The organism is Agromyces hippuratus, assembly GCF_013410355.1.
GTDB classification, from domain to species: Bacteria; Actinomycetota; Actinomycetes; order Actinomycetales; family Microbacteriaceae; genus Agromyces; species Agromyces hippuratus.
On the sequence record NZ_JACCFI010000001.1, the window covers coordinates 527,275 to 553,665 of the forward strand.

General features: G+C 70.1%; 28 protein-coding genes. 19 read left to right on the top strand and 9 right to left on the bottom strand.

Going from position 1 to position 26,391, the window contains the following annotated elements; all coding sequences use genetic code 11:
- Positions 1 to 68: 68 nt before the first annotated feature.
- A complete protein-coding gene (locus BJY17_RS02500) occupies positions 69 to 692 on the bottom strand; it encodes an HAD family hydrolase (RefSeq protein WP_179549981.1) in 624 nt (207 codons plus the stop codon).
- Positions 693 to 795: 103 nt separating this feature from the next.
- A complete protein-coding gene (locus BJY17_RS02505; RefSeq protein ID WP_179549982.1) occupies positions 796 to 1,176 on the bottom strand; it encodes a VOC family protein in 381 nt (126 codons plus the stop codon).
- A 203-nt stretch (positions 1,177 to 1,379) separates the two neighbouring features.
- Here BJY17_RS02505 and BJY17_RS02510 point away from each other — a divergent pair, with 203 nt between their 5' ends.
- The 4 genes from BJY17_RS02510 (at position 1,380) to holA (ending at position 6,910) form a co-directional block, all read left to right on the top strand.
- The gene (locus tag BJY17_RS02510) at positions 1,380 to 2,672 is read left to right on the top strand and encodes a Fic family protein (RefSeq protein ID WP_179549983.1); all 1,293 of its coding nucleotides are present in this window, start codon (positions 1,380 to 1,382) and stop codon (positions 2,670 to 2,672) included.
- Between the two features lie 135 nt (positions 2,673 to 2,807).
- Positions 2,808 to 3,473, top strand: a complete 666-nt coding sequence (locus BJY17_RS02515) for a ComEA family DNA-binding protein (protein ID WP_179549984.1) — start codon at positions 2,808 to 2,810, stop codon at positions 3,471 to 3,473.
- The gene (locus tag BJY17_RS02520; RefSeq protein ID WP_179549985.1) at positions 3,474 to 5,846 is read left to right on the top strand and encodes a ComEC/Rec2 family competence protein; all 2,373 of its coding nucleotides are present in this window, start codon (positions 3,474 to 3,476) and stop codon (positions 5,844 to 5,846) included.
- Between the two features lie 26 nt (positions 5,847 to 5,872).
- Positions 5,873 to 6,910: a DNA polymerase III subunit delta gene (holA, locus tag BJY17_RS02525; protein WP_179549986.1), complete on the top strand. Its 1,038-nt coding sequence runs from the start codon at positions 5,873 to 5,875 to the stop codon at positions 6,908 to 6,910.
- A 153-nt stretch (positions 6,911 to 7,063) separates the two neighbouring features.
- Here holA and rpsT read toward each other — a convergent pair whose 3' ends face one another.
- The 4 genes from rpsT to BJY17_RS02545 form a co-directional block, all read right to left on the bottom strand.
- Positions 7,064 to 7,324: a 30S ribosomal protein S20 gene (gene rpsT / locus BJY17_RS02530; RefSeq protein WP_074259221.1), complete on the bottom strand. Its 261-nt coding sequence runs from the start codon at positions 7,322 to 7,324 to the stop codon at positions 7,064 to 7,066.
- 118 nt (positions 7,325 to 7,442) lie between these two features.
- Positions 7,443 to 8,288, bottom strand: a complete 846-nt coding sequence (locus BJY17_RS02535; protein ID WP_179549987.1) for an alpha/beta fold hydrolase — start codon at positions 8,286 to 8,288, stop codon at positions 7,443 to 7,445.
- A gap of 3 nt (positions 8,289 to 8,291) precedes the next feature.
- Positions 8,292 to 8,915, bottom strand: a complete 624-nt coding sequence (locus BJY17_RS02540) for a response regulator (RefSeq protein WP_179549988.1) — start codon at positions 8,913 to 8,915, stop codon at positions 8,292 to 8,294.
- Positions 8,912 to 10,150, bottom strand: coding sequence for a sensor histidine kinase (locus BJY17_RS02545; protein ID WP_179549989.1), 1,239 nt, complete (start codon positions 10,148 to 10,150; stop codon positions 8,912 to 8,914). The genes BJY17_RS02540 and BJY17_RS02545 overlap by 4 nt, the downstream gene beginning before the upstream one ends.
- An 80-nt stretch (positions 10,151 to 10,230) precedes the next feature.
- On the opposite strand from BJY17_RS02545, the gene lepA reads away from it, so the two are divergent.
- Together lepA and BJY17_RS02555 are read left to right on the top strand one after the other, a co-directional pair.
- Positions 10,231 to 12,084 carry a translation elongation factor 4 gene (lepA, locus tag BJY17_RS02550; RefSeq protein ID WP_179549990.1) on the top strand — a complete coding sequence of 618 codons (1,854 nt, stop codon included), beginning with the start codon at positions 10,231 to 10,233 and terminating at the stop codon, positions 12,082 to 12,084.
- 4 nt (positions 12,085 to 12,088) lie between these two features.
- Entirely contained in the window at positions 12,089 to 12,475 is a 387-nt protein-coding gene (locus tag BJY17_RS02555; RefSeq protein ID WP_179549991.1) for a DUF2750 domain-containing protein, read from the top strand.
- Between the two features lie 10 nt (positions 12,476 to 12,485).
- On the opposite strand, the gene fosX is transcribed toward BJY17_RS02555, so the two are convergent.
- Positions 12,486 to 12,938, bottom strand: coding sequence for a FosX/FosE/FosI family fosfomycin resistance hydrolase (fosX, locus tag BJY17_RS02560; RefSeq protein ID WP_179549992.1), 453 nt, complete (start codon positions 12,936 to 12,938; stop codon positions 12,486 to 12,488).
- 141 nt (positions 12,939 to 13,079) lie between these two features.
- Between fosX and BJY17_RS02565 the strand changes: the two genes are divergently transcribed.
- The 3 genes from BJY17_RS02565 (at position 13,080) to hemW (ending at position 16,069) form a co-directional block, all read left to right on the top strand.
- A complete protein-coding gene (locus BJY17_RS02565) occupies positions 13,080 to 14,045 on the top strand; it encodes a S66 peptidase family protein (protein ID WP_218889839.1) in 966 nt (321 codons plus the stop codon).
- Positions 14,046 to 14,177: 132 nt separating this feature from the next.
- Positions 14,178 to 14,816 (top strand): DUF1990 family protein, encoded by a 639-nt coding sequence (locus BJY17_RS02570; protein ID WP_179549994.1) that lies wholly within the window; start codon positions 14,178 to 14,180, stop codon positions 14,814 to 14,816.
- A 2-nt stretch (positions 14,817 to 14,818) separates the two neighbouring features.
- The gene (hemW, locus tag BJY17_RS02575) at positions 14,819 to 16,069 is read left to right on the top strand and encodes a radical SAM family heme chaperone HemW (RefSeq protein WP_179549995.1); all 1,251 of its coding nucleotides are present in this window, start codon (positions 14,819 to 14,821) and stop codon (positions 16,067 to 16,069) included.
- Here the strand turns inward: hemW and BJY17_RS02580 are convergent.
- Together BJY17_RS02580 and BJY17_RS02585 are read right to left on the bottom strand one after the other, a co-directional pair.
- Entirely contained in the window at positions 16,053 to 16,439 is a 387-nt protein-coding gene (locus BJY17_RS02580) for a DUF4870 domain-containing protein (protein ID WP_179549996.1), read from the bottom strand. The two genes, hemW and BJY17_RS02580, sit on opposite strands and share 17 nt — an antisense overlap.
- Positions 16,440 to 16,575: 136 nt before the next feature.
- Complete coding sequence (locus tag BJY17_RS02585; RefSeq protein ID WP_179549997.1) at positions 16,576 to 17,019, bottom strand: DUF4870 domain-containing protein; 444 nt, start codon at positions 17,017 to 17,019, stop codon at positions 16,576 to 16,578.
- Positions 17,020 to 17,215: 196 nt separating this feature from the next.
- Between BJY17_RS02585 and hrcA the strand changes: the two genes are divergently transcribed.
- The 10 genes from hrcA to BJY17_RS02635 all read left to right on the top strand — a co-directional run bounded on the left by hrcA (position 17,216) and on the right by BJY17_RS02635 (position 26,299).
- Positions 17,216 to 18,238, top strand: a complete 1,023-nt coding sequence (gene hrcA, locus BJY17_RS02590) for a heat-inducible transcriptional repressor HrcA (protein ID WP_179549998.1) — start codon at positions 17,216 to 17,218, stop codon at positions 18,236 to 18,238.
- Between the two features lie 55 nt (positions 18,239 to 18,293).
- The gene (dnaJ, locus tag BJY17_RS02595; RefSeq protein ID WP_179549999.1) at positions 18,294 to 19,394 is read left to right on the top strand and encodes a molecular chaperone DnaJ; all 1,101 of its coding nucleotides are present in this window, start codon (positions 18,294 to 18,296) and stop codon (positions 19,392 to 19,394) included.
- A 12-nt stretch (positions 19,395 to 19,406) separates the two neighbouring features.
- On the top strand, positions 19,407 to 20,141 hold the full coding sequence (locus BJY17_RS02600) for a 16S rRNA (uracil(1498)-N(3))-methyltransferase (protein WP_179550000.1): 735 nt from the start codon (positions 19,407 to 19,409) through the stop codon (positions 20,139 to 20,141).
- Positions 20,142 to 20,165: 24 nt separating this feature from the next.
- On the top strand, positions 20,166 to 20,543 hold the full coding sequence (locus BJY17_RS02605; protein ID WP_179550001.1) for an HIT domain-containing protein: 378 nt from the start codon (positions 20,166 to 20,168) through the stop codon (positions 20,541 to 20,543).
- Positions 20,544 to 20,634: 91 nt separating this feature from the next.
- Entirely contained in the window at positions 20,635 to 21,651 is a 1,017-nt protein-coding gene (locus BJY17_RS02610) for a PhoH family protein (RefSeq protein WP_179552677.1), read from the top strand.
- Positions 21,648 to 22,109: an rRNA maturation RNase YbeY gene (gene ybeY, locus BJY17_RS02615; protein WP_179550002.1), complete on the top strand. Its 462-nt coding sequence runs from the start codon at positions 21,648 to 21,650 to the stop codon at positions 22,107 to 22,109. Before BJY17_RS02610 ends, ybeY begins: the two co-directional genes overlap by 4 nt.
- Before the next feature lies 1 nt (position 22,110).
- Positions 22,111 to 23,427, top strand: a complete 1,317-nt coding sequence (locus BJY17_RS02620) for a hemolysin family protein (protein WP_179550003.1) — start codon at positions 22,111 to 22,113, stop codon at positions 23,425 to 23,427.
- Positions 23,420 to 24,313 carry a GTPase Era gene (era, locus tag BJY17_RS02625; RefSeq protein ID WP_179550004.1) on the top strand — a complete coding sequence of 298 codons (894 nt, stop codon included), beginning with the start codon at positions 23,420 to 23,422 and terminating at the stop codon, positions 24,311 to 24,313. Before BJY17_RS02620 ends, era begins: the two co-directional genes overlap by 8 nt.
- A gap of 130 nt (positions 24,314 to 24,443) precedes the next feature.
- A complete protein-coding gene (locus BJY17_RS02630; RefSeq protein ID WP_179550005.1) occupies positions 24,444 to 25,631 on the top strand; it encodes a sensor histidine kinase in 1,188 nt (395 codons plus the stop codon).
- A complete protein-coding gene (locus BJY17_RS02635; RefSeq protein ID WP_179550006.1) occupies positions 25,628 to 26,299 on the top strand; it encodes a response regulator in 672 nt (223 codons plus the stop codon). Before BJY17_RS02630 ends, BJY17_RS02635 begins: the two co-directional genes overlap by 4 nt.
- Positions 26,300 to 26,391 lie beyond the last annotated feature (92 nt).

A 26,391-nucleotide genomic window follows, 5' to 3' on the forward strand; every position in this document is an offset into this window, starting at 1 on the left:
CTCCCCGAAACGGGGAGGGTTCGAATTCCGGTGCTCTCCGGCGACCACCCGAGCTGACGATTTCCAGGTCATGACGGCAGGGCGAGTTCGAAGGCGCGGTGCATCTGCTCCGGTCGAGCGATCATGCACTGCATTCCGAGAGCTGCCGCACCGCCGTCGTCACGCGACGAGTCGCCGATCATGACGCAGTGCCTCGGGTCGACGCCGAGCGAGTCCGACGCGAGTCGGAAGATCCGCGGGTCGGGCTTCGCGAACCCGACCTCATACGACAGGATCACCGCGTCGAACGCCGACGCGAGCCCCCAACGCGCCAAGGCGGGTCGGACATCCAGCGCGATGTTCGATACGACGGCCAGGGGCATCCCGATGTCTGAGGCGCGAGCGATGAATGCAGCGGCACCGGCGTTCAGCACCCATTGCCGGGGCATCGTCTCGTACAGGGCTTCTGCGAGCTCGGTCGACACGCGATCGTCGCGGGAGATCGTCGACACGAATGCGTGCCGATGCGAGGTGGGGTCGAGGTCCCAGTCCAGGCTCGGGAACCGCTGCCCCGCGTCGGCCCACACATTCCGAATCCGATCGGAGAGCCCCGCGGACGGGTCGACGTCGTGGGTTACCCGCGTGCGCGCATCGGCGATCCACTCGTCGACCGATCGAGCGACGGCCAGGGTGCCGTGGAAATCGAGGAGCACAGCGCGCGGGTGACGGTGAGGTGGTCGCGCTTCGGGACGCATGTCGCTCATTCTCCCGCCCTGCGCGAAGGGCGCCGATCGGAGGGATGGGGTGCCGGCGAGGTCAGGCCCAGGACTGCTTCTGCGAGTCGACCAGGTGGATCACGTCTGACGGCGAGGAGATCCAGAATCCGTCGAACCCGGTGCCGAGGTCTTCGATCTCGTCGCGTCGCGCGATCCCGGCGTTCTCCAGCACCTCCGCTGCCGAACCGGTGTCGGAAGCCACCAGCTCGAGCCATACTTCGGCCTGCGAGAGCCCGGGACAGTGGTCGATCCAGAGGTTGCAGGGGCCGAATTCGAATCCCGTGGCATCGCCGTTCGGTCCGGAGACCGCTGGGAGCTGCAGTACGTCGCGATAGAACCTGACCGTCGCCTCGTAGCGGTGCGGCGGCACCTTCATTGCGATGTTGCGACCGCCTGAGAACGCGGGATGCTGCTCGGTCATGGTGTGCTCCTCGATTCGAGTTGGTCTGACAGGTTGATGCAACCTTAGAGTTGCACCATCGAGAGTGCAACCTTTGAGTTGCACCAAGGCGCGGAGGTCCGGGTTCTTCGATTCGAACACCGGAGCTCGGCGAGGGGCTATATCTACTTTCGTTGCGGTAAAGTAGATATAGCCCATTGCCCGTCGACGTGAGGAAGTGACCCATGGCCTATTACGTCGACCTGCTCTGGAACCCCGAAGATGCCTCGCACCTCGGCCGCAAGGACCGTGCGCCCGGCCGGTACCGGGCGTACGTTCCCGATGAGCTCGGTGATGAGCTGCCCGCGATCAGCCCGGCGGCGCAGCGCGCCGCCGAGGATGCGCTGGCGGTGCTCGCACGTGCCGACGAGCGCATCGGCGAACGAGGGCGCTTCCTCAACCACCTGCTGATCCGCTCGGAGAGCATCTCGTCGTCGTGGATCGAGGGGAACAGCGTCACCCCGAAGAAGCTCGCCATCGCGGAGCTGCTCCAGCACAGCCCCACCGGACACAGCACGCGAGTCGCCGTGGAGGTCGTTGCGAACGTGCGAGCGACCGAGGCGGCGATCACGGAGCTCGGCGACTTCGACCGCGCGGTCACGACAGCCGACATCGAGCGCCTGCAGCACGTCATCGAGCCCAGGCTCGAGCCCGGCTTGCGTACCGTGCAGAACTGGGTCGGAGGGCCCGGATGGAGCCCGCTCCGCGCAGAATTCGTACCGCCGCCCGAAAGCGAGGTGCAGCGCCTGGTCGACGACCTCGCGCGCTTCGTGACCGCGACCGAGGGGAACCCCGTCGTGCGCGCGGCGATCGCCCATGCCCAGTTCGAGACGATCCACCCGTTCATCGACGGCAATGGCCGCACCGGCCGGGCGCTGATCCACACTGTGCTCCATCGCGCAGACGCGCTGCGGAACACGCTCATCCCCATCAGCACGGTCTTCGCCGGCGCCAAGGATCGCTACATCGCAGGGCTCACCGCCTTCCGGCAGATCCCGTCGCACCTCGACGACTGGATCATCGGCTTCGCAGAAGCGGCCGAGCTGGCGGCGGGCAATGCCGTCAGGCTCGCTGCAGACATCGCCGACCTCGACGAGAAGGTGCGAGCGGACCTGATCCGCTCCCGCGAGGTTCAGGCGATCACACCCGCGGCGCCGCGTCGTGATGCCGTGGTGCTCAAGATCCTTGACGCGTTGGCCACGGATCCGGTCCTGACCATCGAGAAGACGGCCGAGCAGCACGGGGTGTCCACGGCTGCCGCGCATCGCGCGCTGGTGCAGCTCGCCGAGGCGGGCATCCTCGGTCGCACAAAGGATCACAAGGGCAAGCTGATCTGCTGGACGGCAGACCAGCATCTGGCGCTCGTCAGCCTGACCGAGCGCAGCAACCGGGTCGGAGCAGGCGACACCGAGCACGGCGGCCCGCGCCTCGGCCCGCCGGCACCGGCCGTCGGGCGGGTCGGCGCGCTCCGGGCATAGGTGCTGCGGCGAGGTCTACGGCGAGAGCGGGCTTCTGTGCACCACTCCTCCTCGACAGCGGAGGAATGCCGCCCCGCTTGCACCGAGCACTGCTGGCCGCACTTCGAGTGCTGCCGGTCGTCCTAGCGTGCAGGCATGCCCGCTCGCGACGCCGTCGATCCGTTGGCGGTGCTCGATCGCACCGCCCGCCGCGCGAGCCCACGCGTCCGGGTCGGCGTCGGGGCCGCCGTGGTGCTGTTCGTGCTCGCAGTCGCGATCGCGGCGCTCATGTCGTTCGGCGCGGGTGGGGGCGGCGAGCAGGCGCGCATCGAGGCATCTGGTGACCGAGCGGATGCCTCGGCCGACCCGTCATCGACCTTGGGTGCGCCGTCGGTGCTCGTGCACGTGCTCGGTGCCGTCGTGCGGCCGGGGCTCGTCGAGCTCGACGCGGGTGCTCGGGTCGTCGACGCCATCGCGGCGGCAGGTGGTCTGGCACCCGATGCCGATCCGGCGGGGGTGAATCTCGCGCGTCCGCTCGTCGACGGCGAGCAGCTCGCGGTGCCGGTGGTCGGCCAGGTGCCGCCGCCTGCCGCCGAGGGTGCGTCGGTGCCCGGCACCGGCCCCGCGGATGGCCTCGTGCACCTGAACACCGCGGGCCTCACCGAGCTCGACACGCTCCCGCGGATCGGTCCGGCGCTCGCGCAACGCATCATCGACTGGCGCGACGCCAACGGCCCGTTCACGTCCACCGACCAACTGCTCGACGTCGCGGGCATCGGCCACGCCGTGTTCGCGGGCCTCGAGCCGCTCGTGGCGCTCTGAGTGCGCGACCTCCGCCTGCTCCTGCCCGCGATGTTCGCGTGGCTGGCCGGATGGTGGGCCATCGGCATCCCCGGAGGCGCCTCGGCGGCGGCGCTCGTCGCGTGGGCGCTGTGGGCGACGGCTTGCCTCGCTGCCGGTCTCGCTGTCGTTGGAGTGCTGCGTGAACGCCGTCGGCCCGCGGCGGGGGGCGATGGCGCACCGTTCGTTCGTGCGACGGCGACGGCCCTCGTCGTGCTGTCGGCCGGAGGCCTCGTGGCGAGCTCCGTGGCGCTCGGGCTCGGCGCGCGCGAGGCCTCTCCGCTCGCCGTCGCGGCCCAGGACCATCGATCACCCGAGGTCACGATCGAGCTCACCGGCGCCCCGCGGGCGATGCGCTCGAACTGGTTCGCCGAGGGCGAGGCTCCGCTGCTCCGGGTCGAGGGCAGGCTCGTCGTCATCGACGACGCCGCGGCGCACGCGGTACCGGTGACGACGGCGCTGTCGCTGCCCGCGGGTGAACTGCAGCTCGGCGCCCGGGTCACGTTCTCGGCACGCGTGACGGCATTGCCGGCCGAGGAGGGGGCGGCGTTCCGATTGGCGCCCGTGGGGGACATCCGCTCGGTGTTCCCGCCGCCGCCGTGGCTCGCCTGGACCGTCGGCCTGCGCACCGGCTTCGCCGAGGCCGCGGGCGCGCTCGACGGCGACGGCGGAGCACTCGTACCCGGGCTCGCGATCGGCGACACGAGCGCCGTCGACGAGGGCCTCGACTCGGCCATGAAGGCGTCGTCGCTGAGCCATCTGACGGCGGTCTCGGGGGCGAACTGCGCCATCGTGACCGCGGCGGCATTCGCCCTCGCCGCGCTGCTCGGCCTGCCTCGGCTGTTGCGTGTCATCGTCGCTCTCGCGGCCCTCGCCGGGTTCGTGGTGCTGGTCACCCCCGAGGCGAGCGTCGTTCGAGCAGCGACGATGGCTGTGGTCGTTCTCGTGGCCGTCGCGGCCGGACGCCCGGGTGGCGGCACTGCCGCGCTCTCGCTCGCGGTCGTCGTGCTGCTGGTCGCCGACCCGTGGTACGCCCGCGACTACGGGTTCGCACTGTCGGTGTTCGCGACGGCAGGGCTCCTGTTGCTCGCCCGGCCGCTCACCGTTGCACTCGCACGCTGGATGCCGCTGCCCGTCGCGGCCGTCATCGGCGTGCCGCTCGCCGCTCAGCTGGCCTGCCAACCGGTGCTCGTGATGCTCGACCCGGCGCTCGCCCTCTACGGCGTGCCGGCGAACCTGCTCGCGGCGCCGGCGGCGCCCGTCGGCACAGTGGTCGGCCTCATCGGCTGCCTGCTCCTGCCGGTGCTGCCCTCGGTCGGGTTCGCGTGCCTGCAGCTCGCGTGGTTGCCCGCCTCGTGGATCGCGTTGCTCGCTCGGGCCTCATCGGCCATGCCCGCTGCCCGCCTCGAATGGCTGCCGGATGCCCCGGGCGCGCTGCTCCTCGCGGCGTGCACGGCGATCGCGCTCTGGCTGCTCCTGGGGTCGCGGCGCCGGCGGCGAGTGCGTGGTGTCGCGGCCGCCGTGCTCATCGTGGCGATCGCCGTGCCGGTCGGACTCTTCGCGGGACGGCCGCTCATCGGTGCGGCGACGCGGCCCGCGGACTGGGATGTCGCCGCGTGCGACATCGGGCAGGGCGATGCGGTCCTCCTCCGCTCGGCCGAGGCGACGGCGCTGATCGACACCGGGCCGGATCCTGCCGCCCTCTCGCGCTGCCTGGCGTTGCTCGGCATCAGGCGTATCGACCTGCTCGTGCTGACGCACTGGGACGCCGACCATGTCGGGGGAGTGCCGGCGGTCGCCGGCCTCGTCGACACGGTGCTGCACGGGCCGCTCGATGGCGACCGATCGACGCGTGCGCTGGATCCGCTCGTCGCGGCGGGCGCTGAGCCCGTCGAGGTCGTCGCCGGCTTCGGTGGCACCCTCGCAGATGCGCGCTGGCGCGTGGTCTGGCCTCGGCCCGACGCACCGCCCGGCAACGACGCCAGCGTGGTGCTCGACGTCTCGACACCCGAGTACCGTGGCCTCTTCCTCGGCGACCTCGGTGAGGAGGCGCAGGCCCGGATGCTGCGGTCCGTGACGCTCGGCCCGGTCGATCTCGTGAAGGTCGCGCACCACGGCTCGGCCGACCAGAGCGAGCGCCTCTACGACGAGCTCGGCGCGACCGTCGGCGTCATCGGAGTGGGCACCGACAACGGCTACGGCCACCCGACCGACCGCCTCCTCGACCTGCTGCGTGCGAACGGCACGGCAGCGGTGCGCACCGACCGGTCGGGCACCGCGCTGCTGACGGCCGACGGCGACGGCTTCGGTCTCTGGACCGAGCGTGACTCCGCCGGTGTCTCCGGCGGCCCGTAGACTCGTTGTGACGAACGGGAGGTGCGGTGGCATCGCGCACAGGCGCATCGCGCTCAGGGGCATCGCCCAAGACGAAGGCGGCGATCCCGCAACTCGCATGGCACGCGATACGGCCGGCACCGGTGGTGCTCGTGACGGGTGCCGAAGATGTGCTCGCCGAGCGATCGATCACGATGCTGCGCGACTTCCTCCGCGCCGAAGACCCCGCGCTCGAGGTGAGCGATCTCGAAGCCGACGGCTATCGGCGCGGCGAGCTCATGACGCTGGCGAGTCCGTCGTTGTTCGGCGAGCCGCGGCTCATCCGGGTCAGCGGCGTCGAGCGCGCGAGCGACGACTTCCTGCTCGACGCGCTCGACTATCTCGGGCAGACGGCCGAGTCCACGACCCTCGTGCTCCGCCACCGCAACGGCGTGCGCGGCAAGAAGCTGCTCGACGCGATTCGCGCCGGCGGCGGGAGCGGCATCGAGATCGTCTGCGCCGAACTCAAGAAAGACGCAGAGAAGCAGGACTTCGCGGCCGCCGAGTTCCGCGCGGCGGGCCGCAAGATCAGCCCCGGCGCATTGCGCGCTCTCGTCGGCGCATTCAGCGACGATCTCCGTGAGCTCTCGGCCGCGTGCCGGCAACTGCTCGCCGATGCGCCATCCGACATCACCGAAGCCGTCGTCGCGCGCTATTACGGCGGCCGCGTCGAGACCAACGCATTCGCGGTGGCCGACGCCGCGATCGCCGGCCGGCACGGTGAGGCCCTCATCGCACTCCGGCACGCGCTCGACAGCGGTGCCGACCCCGTGCCCATGGTCGCGGCGTTCGCGATGAAGGTGCGCACGATGGCCAAGGTGTCGGGCACCCGAGGTGGCGGCCCGCAACTCGCCGGCTCGCTCGGCCTGGCACCGTGGCAGGTCGATCGCGCGCGGCGCGATCTCGCCGGCTGGACCGATGAAGGTCTCGGCCGGGCGATCGAAGCGCTCGCAGCGACGGATGCCGCGGTCAAGGGCGCCGAACGCGATCCGGTGTTCGCGCTCGAACGGCTCGTCGGCGTCATCGCCTCCCGCGGCCGCGCCTGACGAACGCGCCGTTCGAGCGACCGCTCCTCCTGCGCACGGCTCCTACCTCGGTGCGCGAGTTCGTGGCGTCGTGCACGCGTCGATGGATGACCCCGGGCATGATGAAGGCCCCGACACATCCGTGCCGGGGCCTTCATCGAGTGCGTGTTCGCGTCAGAGCGCTGCGACCTGCTTCGCGAGAGCCGACTTGCGGTTCGCGGCCTGGTTCTTGTGGATGACGCCCTTGCTCGAAGCCTTGTCGAGCTTGCGCGTCGCGGCACGGAGGGCGGTCGTCGCCTTCTCCTTGTCGCCCGTGGAGATCGCGTCCTTCGCAGTGCGGATGACGGTCTTCAGCTCGCTCTTGACGGCCTTGTTGCGCTCCTGCGCCTTGAGGTTCGTGCGGTTGCGCTTGATCTGCGACTTGATGTTTGCCACGTGGAGTTCGTCTTTCGTTCTTGTGCGGGTACCGGATGTGCCGGGAAAGGTAGAGGGGCCTCACCGGCGAATCGTGCGGGGTGGGACCCACACGCAAGCCAACAGGCAACGATACCAGCTATGCGGGTGCGTCACCAACGTTCGCGCCTGCGAGTTGCCCGGGGAAACTCGCAGGCCCTTCTTGCGGCGTGCCGGCTGAGCTCCGACGTCGACGCTCGGCGGCGGCGCGGCGATCGAGTTCCGCGACGGCACCGAGCACGATCGCAGCGAAGTCGTCGGGTCGGATCAGGCTCACGAGGTGCGTTGCGCCGGGAATGATGGCGAGGTGCCCGTCGCGGGTGGCGCGCAGCATCCGGCGCTCCTCGAAGCGGAAGTGGTCGAAACGCCCGTTCACGAGCCAGACGGGCAGGTCGATCGCCGCGAGGGATCCGACGGGGTCGAGCTCGCCGACGGCCTCGAGGGCGGGCGCCATGACGTCGAGGGCGACGCCGCCCGCGAGCACGTCGTCGACGGCCTCGGGGGAGAGGAAGAGCCGGGCCATGGCGTCGTTGAGACCCCGCCCGCGGTCGGGCATCCGCCCGATGAGTGCCGAGAGCCGTCGGTACCCGCCGAGCGGCGCGCCCCGCGGCCGCGTGCTGCACGACGCCGCCACGAGCCCGTCGAGCCGATCGGGGTTTCGCGCAGCGAACTCGATCCCGAGGTAGCCGCCGAGGCTCAGTCCGACGAGCAGTCGCGGTGTCGAATGATCGGCGGCCTCGTCTGCACCGGCAGCAGGGTTCAGGGCGGCGTCGATCGTCTGCAGCGCCGCCTCGACTGAGAACGGCTCGCCGATGCGGCTGCCGTGTCCGGGCAGGTCGATGGCGACGACGTCGAGATCGTGCGCTCCGAGGAGCTCCAACTGCCTGCGCCACATCGACGATGAGGTGCGGAGTCCGTGCACGAGCACGACGCGGGCGCGAGGCATCCGTCAGCCCGCCCTGATCGCACCCAGTTCGCGTGCCCTGGCGACCGCGGCGGTGCGCGAACCGACCCCGAGCTTCGTGAAGATGTGCACGAGGTGCGACTTCACGGTCGCTTCGCTGAGGAAGAGGGCGCGGCCGATCTCGCGATTGGTGCGGCCCTCGGCGACGAGCGAGAGCACCTCGGCCTCGCGAACCGTCAGGCGTTCACCGCTCGCGAGCGAGGCGTCGAGTCGCGACGAGACCCCGGGTGCGAGCGCGGCGTCGCCGACCGCCGCGGCGTGCACGGCCGCGATGAGCTCGGCCGGCGGGGCATCCTTCAGCAGGTAGCCGCTCGCCCCGGCCTCGATCGCGCCCAGGATGTCGGCGTCGGTGTCGTAGTTCGTCAGCACGAGCACGCGCGGCGAGCCCTGCTGCGAGCGGATGCGGCGGGTCGCCTCGGCGCCCTGCATCGCGCCGGGGTACTGCAGGTCCATGAGCACGAGGTCGACAGCGGATGCCTCGGCCAGCAGCACTGCGTCTTCAGCCGTCGTCGCCTCGCCCACGACCTCGAGATCGGGTTCGCTCTCGAGCATCGCGCGGATGCCGGCGCGCACGACGGGATGGTCGTCGCTGAGGAGGATGCGGATCATGGCTTCACCACCGGGATGCGAACGGAGATCGCCGTGCCGTCGCCGGGGGCGGACTCGATATCGACGCTGCCGCCGAGGGCCGCGGCGCGCTGGCGGATGGCGCGGAGGCCGAATCCGCCGGCCGCGGTGTCGCCGGGCCCGTCGTCGACGCGGTCCGCCTCGGCAGTGCGGAATCCGACCCCGTCGTCGACGACGTCGAGTGCGATCTCGTCGCCGAGGTAGCTGAGCGTGACCGAGGCGTGCGCCGCGCTCGCGTGCTGCAGCACGTTCGCGAGGGACCCTTGCGCGATGCGGAGCAGCGCCGCGTCGGCCGCCATCGAGAGCATCACGGGGTCGCCGCTCGTGGAGAACTCGACTCTGAGCGGCGTGCCGGACTGCATCGACTGCTCGGTCGTCGACTCGGTCAGGCGCCGAAGCGCCGACGGCAGGGTCTGGGCGTCGAGTGAGGGCGGCGCGAGTTCGCGGATGAACCTGCGCGTCTCGCCGAGGTTCTGAGCGGCGGTCTCGCGTGCGAGCTGCAGTTTCTGCTGCGTCGGCTCGTCGGCGACATCGCGCTCGGCGGCGTGCAGCAGCATCTGGATGCTCGAGAGTCCCTGGGCGACGGTGTCGTGGATCTCCTTCGCGAGGCGCTCGCGCTCGGCGAGGGTTCCCGCCTCCCGGCTCGCGGCCGCGAGCTCTTCGCGCGTCGCCATGAGGTCGAGGATCAGCGCCTGGCGCTCCTGCGTCTCCTGCGCCATGGCGCGATAGCCGAGGCCGATCACGATCGCGACGCCCGCGCTGATCAGCGGGCCGAGGATCGAGCCGACCTCGAATCCGAGGTGCGACGCCGTGCCCCACACCGACAGGCCGAAGGTCACGACGACGAGCGGCACCGCGATCGGTGCCGCGAGCACATGCAACTCGAGGAAGAAGAGCGGGAATGCGAGGAACGCCGCGTCGGGGGTCATGGCCGACATGCCGACCCACAGCACGAGGAGGCTGACGAGCCAGATCACCCGCGCCCAGGTGGGCAGGTTGCGGTGCGCAGCCGCGATCCCAGCGCCGTAGCAGGCGAGGAATGCGACGGCGAGCACCGTGAGCCCGATCTCATGGGGCGCGTCGTCGAGCAGCGCGCGCACGACCACGAAGAGCGTGAGGCCGATGACGAGCACGTGCAGGCCGAGTCGCAGCGCTGTGAAGACCGGCCGCAGGGCCGATGGAGCGACGCGTTCGCTCGGGATCTCGATGACCGCCATGATGCTCTGAGCGTAGCCCGGGGGCGCGCCACGAGGCATCCGTCGAAAGTCTGAAGCGAAGTCATGGGAGAATCGACAGGATGTCCCCGAGAGCCACGAACCCGCCGGTGCCTGCTGCCACCGACCCCGCGCTGATCCGCAACTTCTGCATCATCGCGCACATCGACCACGGCAAGTCGACGCTCGCCGACCGCATGCTCGGTATCACCGGCGTCGTGAGCGATCGAGACATGCGCGCTCAGTACCTCGATCGCATGGACATCGAGCGCGAGCGCGGCATCACGATCAAGAGCCAGGCCGTGCGCATGCCGTGGCAGGTCGAGGGCGCCTCGTACGCGCTGAACATGATCGACACGCCCGGTCACGTCGACTTCAGCTACGAGGTCTCGCGCTCGCTCGCGGCCTGCGAGGGTGCGATCCTCCTCGTCGACGCGGCGCAGGGCATCGAGGCCCAGACGCTCGCGAACCTCTACCTGGCCCTCGAGAACGACCTCGAGATCATCCCGGTGCTCAACAAGATCGACCTGCCGGCCGCCGAGCCCGAGAAGTACGCGAAGGAGCTCGCCGACCTGATCGGCGGTTCGCCCGACGACGTGCTCAAGGTCTCGGGCAAGACCGGCGTCGGCGTCGAAGCGCTGCTCGACCGTGTCGTCGAGCGCATTCCGGCTCCGGTCGGCGATGCGGATGCCCCGGCGCGCGCAATGATCTTCGACTCCGTCTACGACAGCTACCGCGGCGTCGTCACGTACGTGCGCATGATCGACGGTCATCTGAAGCCGCGCGAGCGCATCCAGATGATGTCGACGAGGGCGACCCACGAGATCCTCGAGATCGGCGTCAGCTCGCCCGAACCGACTCCCTCGAAGGGTCTCGGCATCGGCGAGGTCGGCTATCTCATCACCGGTGTGAAAGACGTGCGCCAGTCGAAGGTCGGCGACACGGTCACGACCGCCGCGAAGCCGGCGACCGAGGCGCTGCCCGGCTACACCGAGCCGCTGCCCATGGTCTTCTCGGGTCTCTACCCGATCGACGGCAGCGACTACCCCGAGCTCCGCGAGGCGCTCGACAAGCTGAAGCTGTCGGATGCCGCGCTCGTCTACGAGCCCGAGACCTCCGTCGCACTCGGCTTCGGGTTCCGCTGCGGCTTCTTGGGCCTGCTGCACCTCGAGATCGTGACCGAGCGCCTCGAGCGCGAGTTCGGGCTCGACCTCATCGCCACCGCGCCGTCGGTGATCTACGAGGTGACGACCGAAGACAAGAAGACCGTCACGGTCACGAACCCGAGCGAGTTCCCGACCGGTGCGAAGATCGTCGAGGTGCGCGAGCCCATGGTGCGCGCCGCGATCCTCGCACCGAAAGACTATGTGGGCACGATCATGGAGCTCTGCCAGTCGCGTCGCGGCTCGCTCATCGGCATGGAGTACCTCGGTGAAGATCGGGTCGAGATCCGCTACAACATGCCGCTCGGCGAGATCGTCTTCGACTTCTTCGACCAGCTGAAGTCCAAGACCGCCGGCTACGCCTCGCTCGACTACGAGCCCACGGGCGACCAGGCCGCCGACCTCGTGAAGGTCGACATCCTGCTGCAGGGCGAGCAGGTCGACGCGTTCAGCGCGATCGTGCACCGCGACAAGGCGTACGCCTACGGCGTGCTCATGACGGGGCGCCTGCGCGAGCTGATCCCGCGTCAGCAGTTCGAAGTGCCCATCCAGGCCGCCATCGGCGCCCGCATCATCGCGCGCGAGTCGATCCGCGCGATGCGAAAAGACGTGCTGGCCAAGTGCTACGGCGGCGACATCAGTCGCAAGCGCAAGCTGCTCGAGAAGCAGAAGGAGGGCAAGAAGCGCATGAAGATGGTCGGTCGCGTCGAGGTCCCCCAAGAGGCGTTCATCGCCGCGCTCTCGGGCGACGTCGAGAAGAAGGACAAGAAGTAGGCGCGTGAGTCTGAGCGCGGCGCACGCCCAGGCATTCTTCGACGAGTTGGATGCTTCCGTGGTGTGGACCATCGCGGACGGTGGAGGCATCCCCGCCCCCGAGGGTGCGTCCGGGCATCGCGTGATGCCCTTCTGGTCGAGGGAGTCGCGCGCTCAGAAGACCATCGAGAATGTTCCGGCCTACGCGGGGTTCCGGTCTCGTTCGATTCCACTCGGGGAGTGGGAGGGTCGCTGGCTTCCGGGATTGGGCAGGGACGGGCTTCTCGTCGGTCTCAACTGGCACGGAAGCGGCGCCACGGGCCACGACTTCACGCCGGGGCAGGTGCTCGAACGGCTGGCCGCGTGGCGCAGCACGCACCGGGGCGACGCATCGGGCGAGCTCGAGCGATAGGGCTCGGCCTCTAGCTCCGAGTCGTTTCCGACGCGTACACCGAGAGCCGCTCGCGAAGCGAGCCGGTGTGCAGCTCGAAGAGATGCGCGTCGTCGTCGTAGAAGTAGATCGACTCGCCTTCGCCCCGCACCCGTGCGCGCGGCGGGCGTTGCTCGAGGCCGAGCGAATCGATGATGCGACGCAGCTCGTCGAGCGCACTCGCGCCGACCTGGAATGCGACGTGGTTGTACGAGCGCGGCAGCTCACCGTCGCCCTGCATGATCGCGACCCAGGTCGCGGTCGGCTCATCGCCGATGAGGAAGAACCGCTCCTCCGAGAGCGAGAACGTCTCGGCGCCGCTGTCGTACACGCGCACCGCTCCCAGCACGCGCGTGAGGATCGTCTCCATGCGGTCGAGGTCGGTGACGATGAAGGTCACGTGGCTGAGGCCTGAGCTGCCGATGCGAGGAGTGGTGTCTGCCATGCCTCCATTCTCGAAGACCTCGGCCGGAGGCATCGACGCCGACGGCGCCGAGCGCTAGCGTGGTCGCCGTCAGCGGGTGGAACGCACGAACCGCATCGGGCGCGGCCGCGTCCACCCAGAAGGGGGCTGAGCATGGTCCGGATGCTGCGTCCGAGCGCGTTGCGGCCAGGCGACACCGTCGCCGTGGCGGCGCTCTCAGGCGGCCTCGACGCCGATGAGGAGACGCTCTTCAGACGCGGCATCGCCGAACTCGAGGGACTCGGCTTCGTCGTGCAGGTCTCGCCGCTCGTCGAGATCGGGCGTCACTGGTGGTGGGGCGCGGCTCAGCCCGTCGAGCTCGCGGGGGAATTCAACCGGCTGCTCCACGACCCCGAGGTGCGCGCGATCTTCGCGCTCTCGGGCGGTCGCATGACGCTCGGCTACCTCGACCTGATCGACTACGCGGCCGTCGAGGCCGACCCGAAGCCGGTCATCGGGTTCAGCGACATCGATGCCGTGCTGCTCGCGCTGCGCTCCCGCACGGGTCTCGTGGGCGTGCACGGCGATCTCGTGACCTTCGGGTACGGCGAATGGCAGGAGGCCGGCGCTGATCGCCGGCAGGAACTCGCCGACGTGTCGACCCGTCTGCTCACGAGCACGGCGCCCGTCGGCATGCTTCCTCCGGGCAGCGAGTGGGAGCGCTGGCACGGCGGGCGTGCGGTGGGCCCGTTGATCGGCGGCCTCCTGAATCGTCTCGTGCGCCTGCAGGCGACGCCGTTCGCGCTGCCGCCCGAACACTTCGACGGCGCCATCCTCTTCTGGGAGGAGGTCGGCACCGCCTCGTCGGCGGTCTGGAACGACCTGCACGTGCTCCGCCACGCCGGCATCCTCGATCGCATCGCAGGCATGCTGATCGGGCCCATCGCCGACATCGAGGTCACCGAAGGCGGTCCCGGGCTGCGTGAGATCGTGCTCGACGTGCTCGGCGACCGCGATATCCCGGTCCTCGCGAATCTCGAGATCGGCCACACTCCGCCGAACCTGCCGTTGCCACTCGGCGTGCGCGCCCAGCTCGATGCGGATGCCGCGACCCTCTCACTGCTCGAATCGGCCGTCGTCGAACGCTGAGCACTCGGCGATGCGTCGTCATCACCAGTGCGGACACAGGCGACCTCCGTAGAATCGACTGATGCCTGTCGAGCCTGCATCGCATGAGACGCGCGCGCCCGGCAGGCGCCGCACCACAGGAAAGGCCCACGCATGACCCGCCGAAGCACCTTCACCGACCAGTCGGTCACGTACGGCGCCATCGGGGCGACCCTCGCCCCCGATCTGCTGCGCTACCCGCCGGCAGGCTACCGCCCGTCCGAAGACGCAGTTCGCCTCGGCTCGGGCATCGAGCGCTTCGAGCGTGCCGCCGAGTCGCTCATGACGTGGGGCATCCAGCGCGGCTCGGGCTTCGAGATCGCCGACATCTCGACCGGCACGGGCGCCCAGTACCCGGGCATCGTCTACGACGTCGAAGGCGCCCCGCTCGCCGAGCAGCCGGCCCCGCGCATCGAGGAGCGGTTCGGTGCCGACGGCATGCCCTACATCGCCGCCGGGATGACCGCGACGCTCGAGCGCAAGAAGCGGATCGGCACGGAACAGATCCCCGTGCTCATCGTCTACGTCATCGACGAGCCCGAACGCATCGGCTTCGCCTACGGCACCACGGCTGAGGGCCCCGAGAGCGGCGAGGAGTCCTTCATCGTCGAGCACCGCGACGACGACACCGTGTGGCTCACGATCCGGTCGATCTTCGCGACGACCGGCGTCACCGCGCCGATGCAGCGCAAGCGTCGTCGCGAGCTGACCCGCCTCGAGCTGCGGGCCCTGCACCCCGCCGGCGGCGTCTAGTCGTGGCATCCGCTCTGCCGCTCGGCGACCCGGCGCCCGCTGACGGGCTCTTGCCGGCGTCTGCCTCGGTCGGCGCCGGCGACCGCGCCTTCGGCGTGTACGTGCACGTGCCGTTCTGCCGGGTGCGCTGCGGGTACTGCGACTTCAACACCTACACCTCCGACGAGCTCCGAGGCGCGCGCCAGGTCGACTACGCCGACCACGCGATCGCCGAGATCCGGATGTCGCGGCAGATGCTCGAGGCATCCGCTCTGCCTGCCCGCCCCGCGGCCACCGTCTTCTTCGGCGGCGGCACGCCGACGCTGCTGCCGGCCGACGATCTCGTGCGCATGCTCGGCGCAGTGCGCGACGAGTTCGGGTTCGAACCGGGCGCCGAGGTCACGACCGAGGCGAACCCCGACTCGGTCGGCCCCGACGATCTCGTGCGTCTTGCCGAAGGCGGCTTCACCCGCGTCTCGTTCGGCATGCAGTCGGCCGTGCCGCACGTGCTCGCCGCACTCGACCGCACGCACGACCCGGCGCGCGTGCCGCTCGTCGTGCGATGGGCGCGCGAGGCCGGGCTCGACGTCAGCCTCGACCTGATCTACGGTACGCCGGGGGAGTCGATCGACGACTGGCGCCGCAGTGTCGAGGCCGTCGTCGCCGAGCGACCCGACCACGTGAGCGCCTACGCCCTCATCGTCGAAGACGGCACGAAGCTGGCCAGGCAGATCCGGCGCGGCGAACTCGCGCAGCCCGACGACGACCTCGAGGCCGACATGTACGAGTTGGCCGACGACCTGCTCGCCGCGGCGGGCTACGAGTGGTACGAGGTCAGCAACTGGGCGACGGATGCCTCGCACCGATCACGGCACAACCTCGGCTACTGGCGCGGCGACGACTGGTGGGGCGTGGGCCCCGGCGCGCACAGCCACGTCGGCGGCGTGCGCTGGTGGAACGCGAAGCACCCCTCGGCGTACGCCGACCGGGTGACCGCGGGCGTCTCACCCGCGGTGGGCCGTGAGACGCTCGACGGCCCGACCCGCGAGGTCGAGCGCGTGCTGCTGCTCACCCGCATCCGCGAGGGCATCCCGGTCGCCTCACTGCACGCGGGGGGCCGTCATGCGGTCGCCGGCCTCATGGCAGACGGCCTGGTGGACGCGAAAGCCGCCCTCTCGGGAGTGGTGACACTCACCAGGAGAGGGCGGCTGCTCGCCGACGCCGTGGTGCGGCGCCTGCTCGACGAATCGTCGGAGCTCAGCTCACGAACTTGATCGAGAGCGGGTAGGTGTAGGGCTGGCCCTGGTTCGCCTTCACCGCGGCGATGATGCTGAAGACGATCACCACGATGTACACGGCGAAGATGATGAAGATGCCGATGATCACGAGCGTCAGCACGGAGCCGACGACGAGCGCGATGGCCATCGTGATCTGGAAGTTCAGCGCGGTCGCGGTGTGCGCACGCACGAACGGGCCCTTGTCCTTGAGAACCAGGTAGCCGATGAGTGCGGGGATGAAGCTGAAGAAGATGCCGCCGATGTGCACGAGCGTCGCCCAGAGCTTCTCATCGGCCGGGCTCAGTTGCTGGCTCGGCTGCTCGTAGGGGTTGCCGGGAGGCGGGGGAGGCGGGGTTGCACCGGACATGATGTCTCCTTGGTCGGCTCGCCCGGAGGCGAGGTTCGGTCTCGTCGCCCGACGGGCGAGGTTCGAAACACTCAATGCTGGCACAGTAGGGCGCGCCGGGTGAATACTTCGCCCGGCGCGCTCTCGGCCGTGCGGACTACTTGATGAGGCGGATGGCGAACGGGTAGCGGTAGTGCTGGCCGTCCTTCGCCTTCAGGAAGGCGATGATCGAGAAGACGACGCTCACGATCCAGGCGGCCCACACGACGAAGATGCCGATGAGGATGACCGTGAGGATCGAGCCCACGATGTAGGCGATGAGGATCGTGATCTGGAAGTTCAGCGCCTCCTTCGCCTCGGTGTTCGTGAACGAGCCGCGGTCCTTGAAGACGAGCCAGATGATGAGGGACGGGAGGAACCCGACCACGCCGCCGAGGTGGGCGAAGGCGCCCCACTGCACGTCCTGCTCCTGCGAGAGGGGTGCAGCCGCGGCCGCCTGCGGTGCGCCTTCGGGCGCGCCCTGGGGAGCGGCGGGCGGCGGCGGAGTCGGCTGGGCAGGCTGGGCGTTGGGATCGGGGGTCGGGGTATTGGGATCGGTCATGGCTCGTGCCTTTCGGAGGGCTCTCAGATGAACCGCATCTCGCGCGACGGGGATCGCTGCAAAGGGGGTGACTCGCGGGGGATACCCATAAGCTAGCGCCGCGCCTCGCGGCTGGCAACGGCGATGTCACGGGATGGCGCGATATGATTAGCACTCACTCAGAACGAGTGCTAAGCGATGGAGGGAAGCGAGGGTCATGGTCTCCGAACGCAGCCTCGCCGTTCTGCGCGCGATCGTGCAGGACTACGTCGCATCGCGCGAACCCGTCGGCTCGAAGTCGATCGTCGAACGGCACGCCTTCGGCGTCTCTGCGGCGACGATCCGCAACGACATGGCACTGCTCGAGGAAGAAGAGCTGATCGCCGCCCCCCACACGTCGTCGGGCCGCATCCCGACCGACAAGGGCTACCGCGTCTTCGTCGATCAGCTCACCGATGTGCGCCCGCTCAGCGGTGCACAGCGGCAGGCGATCGAGACGTTCCTCGGCGAGTCGAGCGATCTCGACGAACTGCTCGCCCGCACGGTGCGCCTCATCGCCCAGCTCACCAACCAGCTCGCGGTCGTGCAGTACCCGAGCTTCGGCAGCGCCCGCGTGCGGCACGTCGAGCTGATCGCCCTCTCTCCTGAGCGGGTGCTCTGCATCCTCATCACCGACTCCGGGCAGGTCGAGCAGCGCCTCGCCGAACTCGAGGAGCCCGTCGACGAGCAGACGCTCGGCGACCTCCGCGTGCGACTGAACGACATCGCCGGCGGCCGAGCGATGGCGGATGCCGCAGATGCCCTGTCGGGCGAGATCGACAGCGTCGACCCGCGCCACGCGGCCGTGCTGCACACCCTCGCCGCGACGCTCGCCGAGCAGGCGCGCGCCCAACGGCAGGATCGCCTCGTGGTCGCCGGAGCGGCGAACCTCGTGCGCACCGAGCAGGACTTCGCCGGCTCGATCCTCGGCGTGATCGAGGCGATCGAGGAGCAGGTCGTGCTGCTGAAGCTCTTCGGCGAGATGGCGACCGACGAGCATGCGGTGACGGTGCGCATCGGCCGCGAGAACGCCTCGTTCGGCCTCGGCGAGACCTCGGTCGTCTCGAGCGCCTTCGCGATCCCGGGCCGCGACATCTCGCGCCTCGGCATCGTCGGCCCCACCCGCATGGACTACTCCCACAGCATGGCGGCCGTTCGCGCCGTCGCCCGTTACCTCTCCCGAACGCTCGGCGAGAACTGAACCCGCCGCCCGTCGCACGCGACCGGCATCCGGCAATCGAAAGGACAAGCCCTCCGTGGCCGACCACTACGAGGTCCTCGGCGTCTCCCACGACGCAACCCCCGACGAGATCAAGAAGGCCTACCGCCGTCTCGCGCGCGAACTCCACCCCGACGTCAACCCGGGCGCCGAGGCATCCGAGCGCTTCAAGTCGGTCACGCACGCCTATGACGTGCTCTCCGACCCGAAGCAGCGCCAGCAGTACGACCTCGGCGACCAGGGCGGCTTCGGCGGCGGCCAGAACTTCGGCGGCTTCGGCGACATCTTCGAGACCTTCTTCGGGGCCGGCCAGCAGAGCCGAGGCCCGCGGTCGCGTCGTGAACGCGGCCAAGATGCGCTGCTTCGCGTCGAGGTCGGCCTCGACGAGGTCATCTTCGGCACGCACCGCGACATCGAGGTCGACACCGCGGTGACCTGCGAGACGTGTCACGGTTCGTGCTGCCAGCCGGGCACCGCGCCCGTCACGTGCGACATCTGCCACGGCACCGGTTCGATCCAGCGTTCGGTGCGGTCGCTCCTCGGCAACGTCATGACGTCGAGCCCCTGCGGCACCTGCCGCGGCTACGGCACCGTCATCGCGACGCCCTGCGTGACCTGCCAGGGTCAGGGCCGCGTGCGCGCCCGACGCACCGTGCCGGTCGACATCCCCGCCGGCGTCGACACGGGCGTGCGCCTGCAGATGCCGGGTTCCGGCGAGGCCGGCCCGGCCGGCGGCCCGAACGGCGACCTCTACCTCGAGATCAAGGTCAAGAACCACGACGTCTTCAGCCGCAACGGCGACGACCTCCTGTGCACCCTCGAGGTCTCGATGACCGACGCGATCCTCGGCACGCACTCGACGATCCCCGCGCTCGACGGCGACGTCGAGCTCGAGCTGAAGGCGGGCCTGCAGAGCGGCGAGATCCTCACCGTGAAAGACCGGGGAGTCTCGCGCCTGCGCGGTGCCGGCCGCGGCGACCTCAAGGTCGGCATCCAGGTGGTCACGCCGACGAAGCTCTCGTCGAAGGAGCGCGACCTCATGCAGCAGTTCGCCGCATCGAAGAAGGCACCCGCACCCGAGCTCAGTCACTTCCAGCAGGGCATCTTCGCCCGACTGCGCGACCGGTTCCTCGGTTAGGCGGATGCTGCGGTGAGCCACCTCTACCTCGACGAGTCGCTCGATCTCACGGCCGTCGCGCCCGGCGCGACCGTCGCGCTCACGGGCGACGAAGCACGCCACGCGGTCACCGTCTCGAGGGTGCGCGCGGGTGAGCGCATCGCGATCGGCGACGGACGCGGCACGCTCGTGCACGGCGCCGTGGCGTCCACCGGCCCCCGCGAGCTCGAGCTCGAGGTCGACGAGGTGCTCGTCGAAGAGGCCGCATCACCGCGCATCACCCTGGTGCAGGCGCTCGCGAAGGGCGACCGAGACGAACTCGCCGTGCAGGCCGCGACCGAGCTCGGCGTCGACGCGATCGTGCCGTGGGCGGCGAGCCGCTCGGTCTCCCGCTGGGAGGGGCCGAAGGCCGAGAAGGGCCGTCAGCGCTGGGCGACCATCGTGCGCGAAGCGGTCAAGCAGTCGATCCGTGCCTGGCTGCCGGCCGTCGCACCGGTCACGACGACCGGGCAGCTCGCCGAGCGACTCGAAGGCCAGCGGATGCTGCTGCTCGAGCCGACCGCGACGGCGCTGCTCACCGACATCCGACCCGACGGGCGCGATCTCGCACTCGTCGTCGGCCCCGAGGGCGGCATCGCGCCGGCCGAGATCGAGCGCCTCGTCGCCGCCGGAGCCGAACCCGTGCGGCTCGGGGCATCCGTACTGCGCACCTCGACTGCGGGGCCGGCGGCGATCGCCGTGCTCAATGCCGCGCTCGGGCGGTGGTGAGGCATCCGTCGCTACGATGGAGTCATGACCGAGTCCCGCGCAGAACCGACCCTCTTCGAGCGCATCGCCGCCCGTGAGATCCCCGCGCGCGTCGTCGCAGAGACCGACCGCGTCATCGCGTTCCACGACATCGCGCCGAAGGCGCCCGTGCACGTCGTCGTGACGCCCAAGTCGGGCGAGTACCGCGACGTCGTCGAACTCGCGGCCGGCGACCCCGGCCTGCTCGCCGAACTCGTCGAGGTCGCGCACGGCGTGGCCGACGAGCTCGCCGACGGCCAGTTCCGGCTCGTGTTCAACACCGGGGCCGCCGCGGGCCAGACGATCTTCCACGTGCACGCGCACGTACTCGCCGACGACGGCCGGGCCGGCGGTCTCGAGGAGGCCACGCTTGCCGGAGACTGATCCGATCGGCGACCGCGCCGCTGCCGACCGCCCAGCAGCGGAGGCAGCGACGGCAGTCGACGAGGAGCGGCTCACCATCGACGGAATCGCCATGGTGCGACTCCTCGGCCCGCAGGATCGCCTGCTCGCGCAGGTGCAGCGCGAGTACCCCGGCGTGCAGGTGCATGTCCGCGGCAACGAGATCGCGATCCGCGGCGACGCCGAAGGGCGCATGCACGTGCGCCGACTCATCGAAGAACTGCTCGAGCTCGTTCGCGCCGGGCAGGACCCCACACCCACCGAAGTGAGGAGCTCGGCCCGAATGCTCGACGCCGATTCCAATGCCAAGCCGTCCGAACTGCTCGGGCAGGTCATCGTCTCGAGCCGTGGCAAGACCATCCGGCCGAAGACCGAGGGCCAGCGCCGCTACGTCGATGCGATCGACGAGCACACCATCGTGTTCGGCATCGGCCCCGCCGGTACCGGCAAGACCTATCTCGCGATGGCCAAGGCCGTGCAGGCGCTGCAGCGCAAAGAGGTCAGCCGCATCATCCTGACCCGCCCCGCGGTGGAGGCGGGCGAGCGACTGGGCTTCCTGCCCGGCACGCTCACCGACAAGATCGACCCCTACCTGCGGCCGCTCTACGACGCGCTCAACGAGATGATGGACCCCGAGCTCGTGCCGAAGCTGCTCGCCTCGGGCACGGTCGAGGTCGCGCCGCTCGCCTACATGCGCGGGCGCACGCTCAACGACTCCTTCGTCGTGCTCGACGAGGCGCAGAACACGACGCCCGAGCAGATGAAGATGTTCCTCACCCGCCTCGGGTTCGGCTCGCGCATGGTCGTCACCGGAGACATCACCCAGGTCGACCTGCCGACGGGTTCCAGCGGTCTGCGGCTCGTCACGCGCATCCTCGACCACGTCGACGACATCGAGTTCGTGCGCCTCACGAGCGACGACGTCGTGCGGCACACGCTCGTCGGCCGCATCGTCGACGCCTACACCGAGTACGACCAGCGCCAGCAGGCCCAGCGATTCGAACGGGACCAGGCGCGCGAATTCGCCAATCGCGCCGAACGGCGCGGTGCCGGCCCCCGCGACCACCTGCCGAGGAAGGGCAAGGCATGAGCATCGAGATCAACAACGAGTCCGCGATCGAGGTCGACGAGGCCGCCATCCAGCGGCTCGCCGTCTACGCCCTCGACGCGATGCACGTGCACCCCGACGCCGAGATCGCCATCGTGCTCGTCGACGAGGGCGCCATGGAGCAGCTGCACGTGCAGTGGATGGACGAGCCCGGCCCGACCGACGTGCTGAGCTTCCCGATGGACGAGCTGCGTCCCGGCACCGACGACGCGCCGACCCCGGCAGGGCTGCTCGGCGACATCGTGCTGTGCCCGCAGGTCGCCGAGGCGCAGGCGCGTGCGGCGGGGCATCCGCTCATCGACGAACTGCTGCTGCTGACGACCCACGGCATCCTGCACCTGCTCGGATTCGACCACGCCGAGCCGGCCGAGGAGAAGGAGATGTTCGGCGTGCAGCGCGACATCCTCGTCGGATTCTCCATGCAGGAGCGGCGCCGCTGACATGCAGCCCTGGCTCTTCCTCGGCGCGGCCTTCGTGCTCGTCGCGTTCGGCGGCCTCATGGCCGCCGTCGACTCGGCGATCGCGTCGACCTCCCGCGCCGACGTGACGGAGCTCGCGCTCCAGTCGCGCTCCCGACGGTCGCTCCTCGCGATCGCCGAAGATACCGGGGCGCACGTCAACGCGGTGAACTTCGTGCGCATCATCGCCGAGACGACCGCCGCGGTGCTCGTGACTCTCGCCTTCGCCTCGTTCCTCGACAACGTCTGGCTCGTGCTGCTCTACTCGGCACTCATCATGACCGCCGTCTCGTTCGTGCTCGTGGGCGCGAGCCCTCGCAGTGTCGGGCGAGTGAACGCCGCGATCGTGCTGAAGCTCACCGCACCGCTCGTGCACTTCCTGCGCGTGCTGCTCGGTCCGCTTGCCGGCGCGCTCGTCTCGCTCGGCAACCGCGTGACGCCCGGCCGCATCCGCTTCGCCGGAGTCTCGAGCGAAGAGCAGCTGCTCAGCATGGTCGACGAGGCGACCGAGCTCGACGTGCTCGAAGAGGGCGACCGCGAGCTCATCCACTCGATCTTCGAGTTCAACGACACCGTCGTGCGCGAGGTCATGGTGCCGCGCACCGACATGGTCACCATCGAGGCCGCGGCACACCTGCCGCACGCGATGGCGGTGTTCCTGAAAGAGGGCTACTCGCGCATCCCCGTGGTCGAGCGCGACGCCGACGACGTGACCGGCGTGCTCTACCTGCGCGATCTCGCGCGTCTCGGCTTCGAGCGGCCCCTTGACGCCGAGGGGCTCACGGTCGGCGAACTCGTGCGCCCGGCGCTGTTCGTGCCCGAGTCGATGAAGGCCGACGCACTGCTGCGGCAGATGCAGCTCGAGTCGAACCACCTCGCGATGGTGGTCGACGAATACGGCGGCATCGCCGGCCTCGTCACCCTCGAAGACGTCATCGAGGAGCTCGTGGGCGACATCGCCGACGAGTACGACCGAGAGGCCGCGCAGGTCGAAGACCTCGGCGGCGGGCGGTTCCGCGTGAACGCGCGCCTGCCGATCGACGAGCTCGGCGAGCTCTTCGGACTCGACATCGAAGACGACGACGTCGACTCGGCGGGCGGCCTGCTCGCGAAGGAGCTCGGGCGGCTCGCCCAGCCCGGCGAGCGGGTCACGGTCTCGGGGCTCGTGCTCGAGGCCGAGCGCACCGAAGGCAGACGCAAGCGCATCTCGACGATCCTCGTCGAACGCGACCAGGCGCTCATCGACGTGCAGCGCGCGTTCGAGTCGAGCGACACCGAAGGAAGGAACTCCCGTGGCTGAGTATCATGCCGGATTCGTCTCGTTCGTGGGGCGCCCGAACGTCGGCAAGTCGACGCTCACCAACGCCCTCGTCGGCGAGAAGGTCGCGATCACGAGCTCGAAGCCGCAGACGACGCGCCGCGCCATCCGGGGCATCGTGCACCGCGAGCACGGCCAGATCATCCTCGTCGACACTCCGGGTCTGCACCGGCCGCGCACGTTGCTGGGCGAGCGTCTCAACGCGCTCGTGCAGTCGACCCTCGGCGACGTCGACGTCATCGCGTTCTGCGTGCCGGCGAACGAGCCGATCGGCCCGGGCGACCGCTACATCAACGAGCAGCTCGACCAGTACCCGCGCGCCAAGAAGGTCGCGATCGTCACGAAGACCGACGCCGCGTCGAAATCGAAGATCGCCGAGCACCTGCTCGCCGTGTCGGAGCTCCGCGAATGGGCGGCGATCATCCCGGTCTCCGCGCCGCAGCACGACCAGCTCGACGTGCTCGTCGACGAACTGCTGTCGCTGCTGCCCGAGTCCGACCAGCCGCTCTACCCGGCCGAGACGCTGACCGATGAGAACACGAGCGAGCGCATCGCCGAGTTCATCCGCGAAGCCGCCCTCGAGGGCGTCTCCGACGAGCTGCCGCACTCGATCGCGGTGACGGTCGACGACATGGTCGAGCGCGAAGACAAGGACCTGCTCGAGATCTACGCGAACCTCTACGTCGAGCGCGACAGCCAGAAGGGCATCATCATCGGCAAGGGCGGTTCGCGACTGCGCGAGGTCGGCACGACGGCCCGCGCGCAGATCGAGGGCCTGCTCGGGCGCAAGGTGCACCTGGCGCTGCACGTGAAGGTCGCGAAGGAATGGCAGCGCGACCCGAAGCAGCTCGGTCGCCTCGGGTTCTGAGGCGTTCGAGGCATTCGAAGCGGTCGTGCGGCGTGCGACGCGCCGGTCGTCGTCGTGTACGACTCGAGGATGATTCCGCGCGCCCGCTGAGGTCGGCGGCCACTCGAGCGCGTACGGTGGATCGGTGCCCATGACCATCAGCCGCGCGAAGTTCACGACCGACATCGTGCTCGCCGTCGTGTTCGGGTTCGTGTGCATGCCGTTCGCCGTGCTCGGCGAGTGGGCCGACATCGTCGCGCTGCTCGCGTTCTCCGCCGCTCTCGCGGTGCGCCGCGCATCGCCCGCCTGGTCGCTCGGTCTCGCCTGGGGCGGCGCGCTCGTGCAGATGCTGTGGCTGCGGGACCTGCAGCTGTACGACGTCGCGGTGATCGGGGTGCTGTACTCGACCGCGGCGCACGGCGGCCGAGTCGTCAAGTGGCTGGGCCTCGTCTCGGCCGGCGTCGGTGCGCTGTTCGCGACCGGCTACCTCGCCGTCGCCAAGCCGCTCATCGACAACGCCGGGTTCGTCGGTCCGCAGGACACCGTCAGCATGGTCATCCTGACGCTCGTGCTGTTCGTCGCCTCGATCGCGGTGCTCGTGCTCTCGTGGACGGCAGGACTCCTCGTGCGCTCCGTGCGCGACACCCGTGAGGTGCGTCGCCGTGAGGAGGCCGCGAACCGCGAGCGCGAACTCGTCGAGTACCGCTACATCGTCGAGCAGGAGCGCAATCGCATCGCACGCGACATGCACGACGTCGTGGCGCATTCGCTCGCCGTCGTCATCGCACAGGCCGACGGCGCCCGATTCGCCGCAGCCACCCGGCCCGAAGCAGCCGTCGACGCGCTCGGCACGATCGCCGGCGTCGCTCGCGGCGCGCTCGGCGATGTGCGCCTCCTGCTGGCCGAACTCCGGCACGACGAGGCCGGGGCGCCGCAGCCCGTGCTCGACGACCTCGATGGCCTGCTCGACCAGGTGCGTGCGGCCGGGCTCGACCTCCGTTTCACCGAGACCGGGCAGCGGCTGCCGCTCGGCACCGGTCACCAGATCGCGGTCTACCGCATCGCACAGGAAGGCCTGACGAATGCACTCCGCCACGGCGACGTCACCGCACCCGTGCACCTCGGGCTGGCCTGGGACGCCGACGGCGTCACGGTCTCGCTCGTGAACGCCAGGCGAGCGGATGCCCCGGCGCCCGAGTCGCACACCTTCCGGCACGGCATCCCTGGCATGCGTGAGCGGGCGCAGCTCGCCGGCGGCACGCTGCTCGTGGAGGCCGGCGCCGACGCCATGTTCCGCGTGACCGCGCGCATCCCGGCGCAGACGGGTCGTCCAGCATGAGCGGCATCCGTGTCGCCCTCGTCGACGACCAGGCGCTGTTCCGCGCCGGCGTGCGCATGCTCGTCGAGTCGCAGCCCGACCTCGAGGTCGTGGGCGAGGCGAGCGATGGCGGGGCGGCTGTCGACCTCGCGCGCCGTGAGCGCCCCGACGTCGTGCTCATGGACGTGCGGATGCCGGTGCAGGACGGCATCGCCGCAACCGAGCAGATCCTCGCCGCCGCCGACCACGACGGGGTGGCGCCGCCGCGCATCGTCGTGCTCACGACCTTCGACCTCGATGAGAACGCGGCGCGGGCCATTCGCGCGGGGGCGAGCGGCTTCGTGCTGAAGGACGCGGACCCCGAGTTCCTGCTCGCGGCGATCCGCACGGTGCACCAGGGCAACCAGGTGATCGCGGCGGCAGCCACGCGTGCCCTCTTCGCGCACGTTGGCCGGGGGAGCGGCCGGCGCCCGGCGCCCGCAGCCTGGTCGGAGCTGACGCCCCGCGAACGCGAGATCTTCGCCCTCGCCGCGCGCGGTCTCAGCAACGGCGAGATCGCGACATCCGAGTTCCTGTCCGAGGCGACGGTCAAGACGCACGTGAGTCGCATCCTCGCCAAGCTCGGGCTCCGCGACCGTGTGCAGCTCGTGGTGTTCGCCTACGAGCACGAGCTGCCGTCGGCGCCGTGACGCCGAGGCGACCCTCGCGGGTGACGCCGGGTCATCCTGCAGGATGACGGCGAACCATCCAAGCGCCGGATGCCTCGCCCTCGCGCCATCCG

Excerpts from the sequence above, each read along its gene's own strand:
- BJY17_RS02570 (WP_179549994.1), top strand. The coding sequence starts at position 14,178 with ATGACCCGCCGAAGCACCTTCACCGACCAGTCGGTCACGTACGGCGCC.
- BJY17_RS02635 (WP_179550006.1), top strand. The coding sequence starts at position 25,628 with ATGAGCGGCATCCGTGTCGCCCTCGTCGACGACCAGGCGCTGTTCCGC.
- BJY17_RS02540 (WP_179549988.1), bottom strand. The coding sequence starts at position 8,915 with ATGATCCGCATCCTCCTCAGCGACGACCATCCCGTCGTGCGCGCCGGC.
- BJY17_RS02565 (WP_218889839.1), top strand. The coding sequence starts at position 13,080 with ATGCTGCGTCCGAGCGCGTTGCGGCCAGGCGACACCGTCGCCGTGGCG.
- BJY17_RS02605 (WP_179550001.1), top strand. The coding sequence starts at position 20,166 with ATGACCGAGTCCCGCGCAGAACCGACCCTCTTCGAGCGCATCGCCGCC.
- BJY17_RS02535 (WP_179549987.1), bottom strand. The coding sequence starts at position 8,288 with ATGCCTCGCGCCCGCGTCGTGCTCGTGCACGGACTCCGCACCTCATCG.
- BJY17_RS02585 (WP_179549997.1), bottom strand. The coding sequence starts at position 17,019 with ATGACCGATCCCAATACCCCGACCCCCGATCCCAACGCCCAGCCTGCC.
- ybeY (WP_179550002.1), top strand. The coding sequence starts at position 21,648 with ATGAGCATCGAGATCAACAACGAGTCCGCGATCGAGGTCGACGAGGCC.
- BJY17_RS02510 (WP_179549983.1), top strand. The coding sequence starts at position 1,380 with ATGGCCTATTACGTCGACCTGCTCTGGAACCCCGAAGATGCCTCGCAC.
- BJY17_RS02505 (WP_179549982.1), bottom strand. The coding sequence starts at position 1,176 with ATGACCGAGCAGCATCCCGCGTTCTCAGGCGGTCGCAACATCGCAATG.
- BJY17_RS02580 (WP_179549996.1), bottom strand. The coding sequence starts at position 16,439 with ATGTCCGGTGCAACCCCGCCTCCCCCGCCTCCCGGCAACCCCTACGAG.
- hrcA (WP_179549998.1), top strand. The coding sequence starts at position 17,216 with ATGGTCTCCGAACGCAGCCTCGCCGTTCTGCGCGCGATCGTGCAGGAC.
- lepA (WP_179549990.1), top strand. The coding sequence starts at position 10,231 with ATGTCCCCGAGAGCCACGAACCCGCCGGTGCCTGCTGCCACCGACCCC.
- BJY17_RS02620 (WP_179550003.1), top strand. The coding sequence starts at position 22,111 with ATGCAGCCCTGGCTCTTCCTCGGCGCGGCCTTCGTGCTCGTCGCGTTC.
- BJY17_RS02610 (WP_179552677.1), top strand. The coding sequence starts at position 20,635 with ATGGTGCGACTCCTCGGCCCGCAGGATCGCCTGCTCGCGCAGGTGCAG.
- BJY17_RS02630 (WP_179550005.1), top strand. The coding sequence starts at position 24,444 with ATGACCATCAGCCGCGCGAAGTTCACGACCGACATCGTGCTCGCCGTC.
- fosX (WP_179549992.1), bottom strand. The coding sequence starts at position 12,938 with ATGGCAGACACCACTCCTCGCATCGGCAGCTCAGGCCTCAGCCACGTG.
- BJY17_RS02545 (WP_179549989.1), bottom strand. The coding sequence starts at position 10,150 with ATGGCGGTCATCGAGATCCCGAGCGAACGCGTCGCTCCATCGGCCCTG.
- BJY17_RS02515 (WP_179549984.1), top strand. The coding sequence starts at position 2,808 with ATGCCCGCTCGCGACGCCGTCGATCCGTTGGCGGTGCTCGATCGCACC.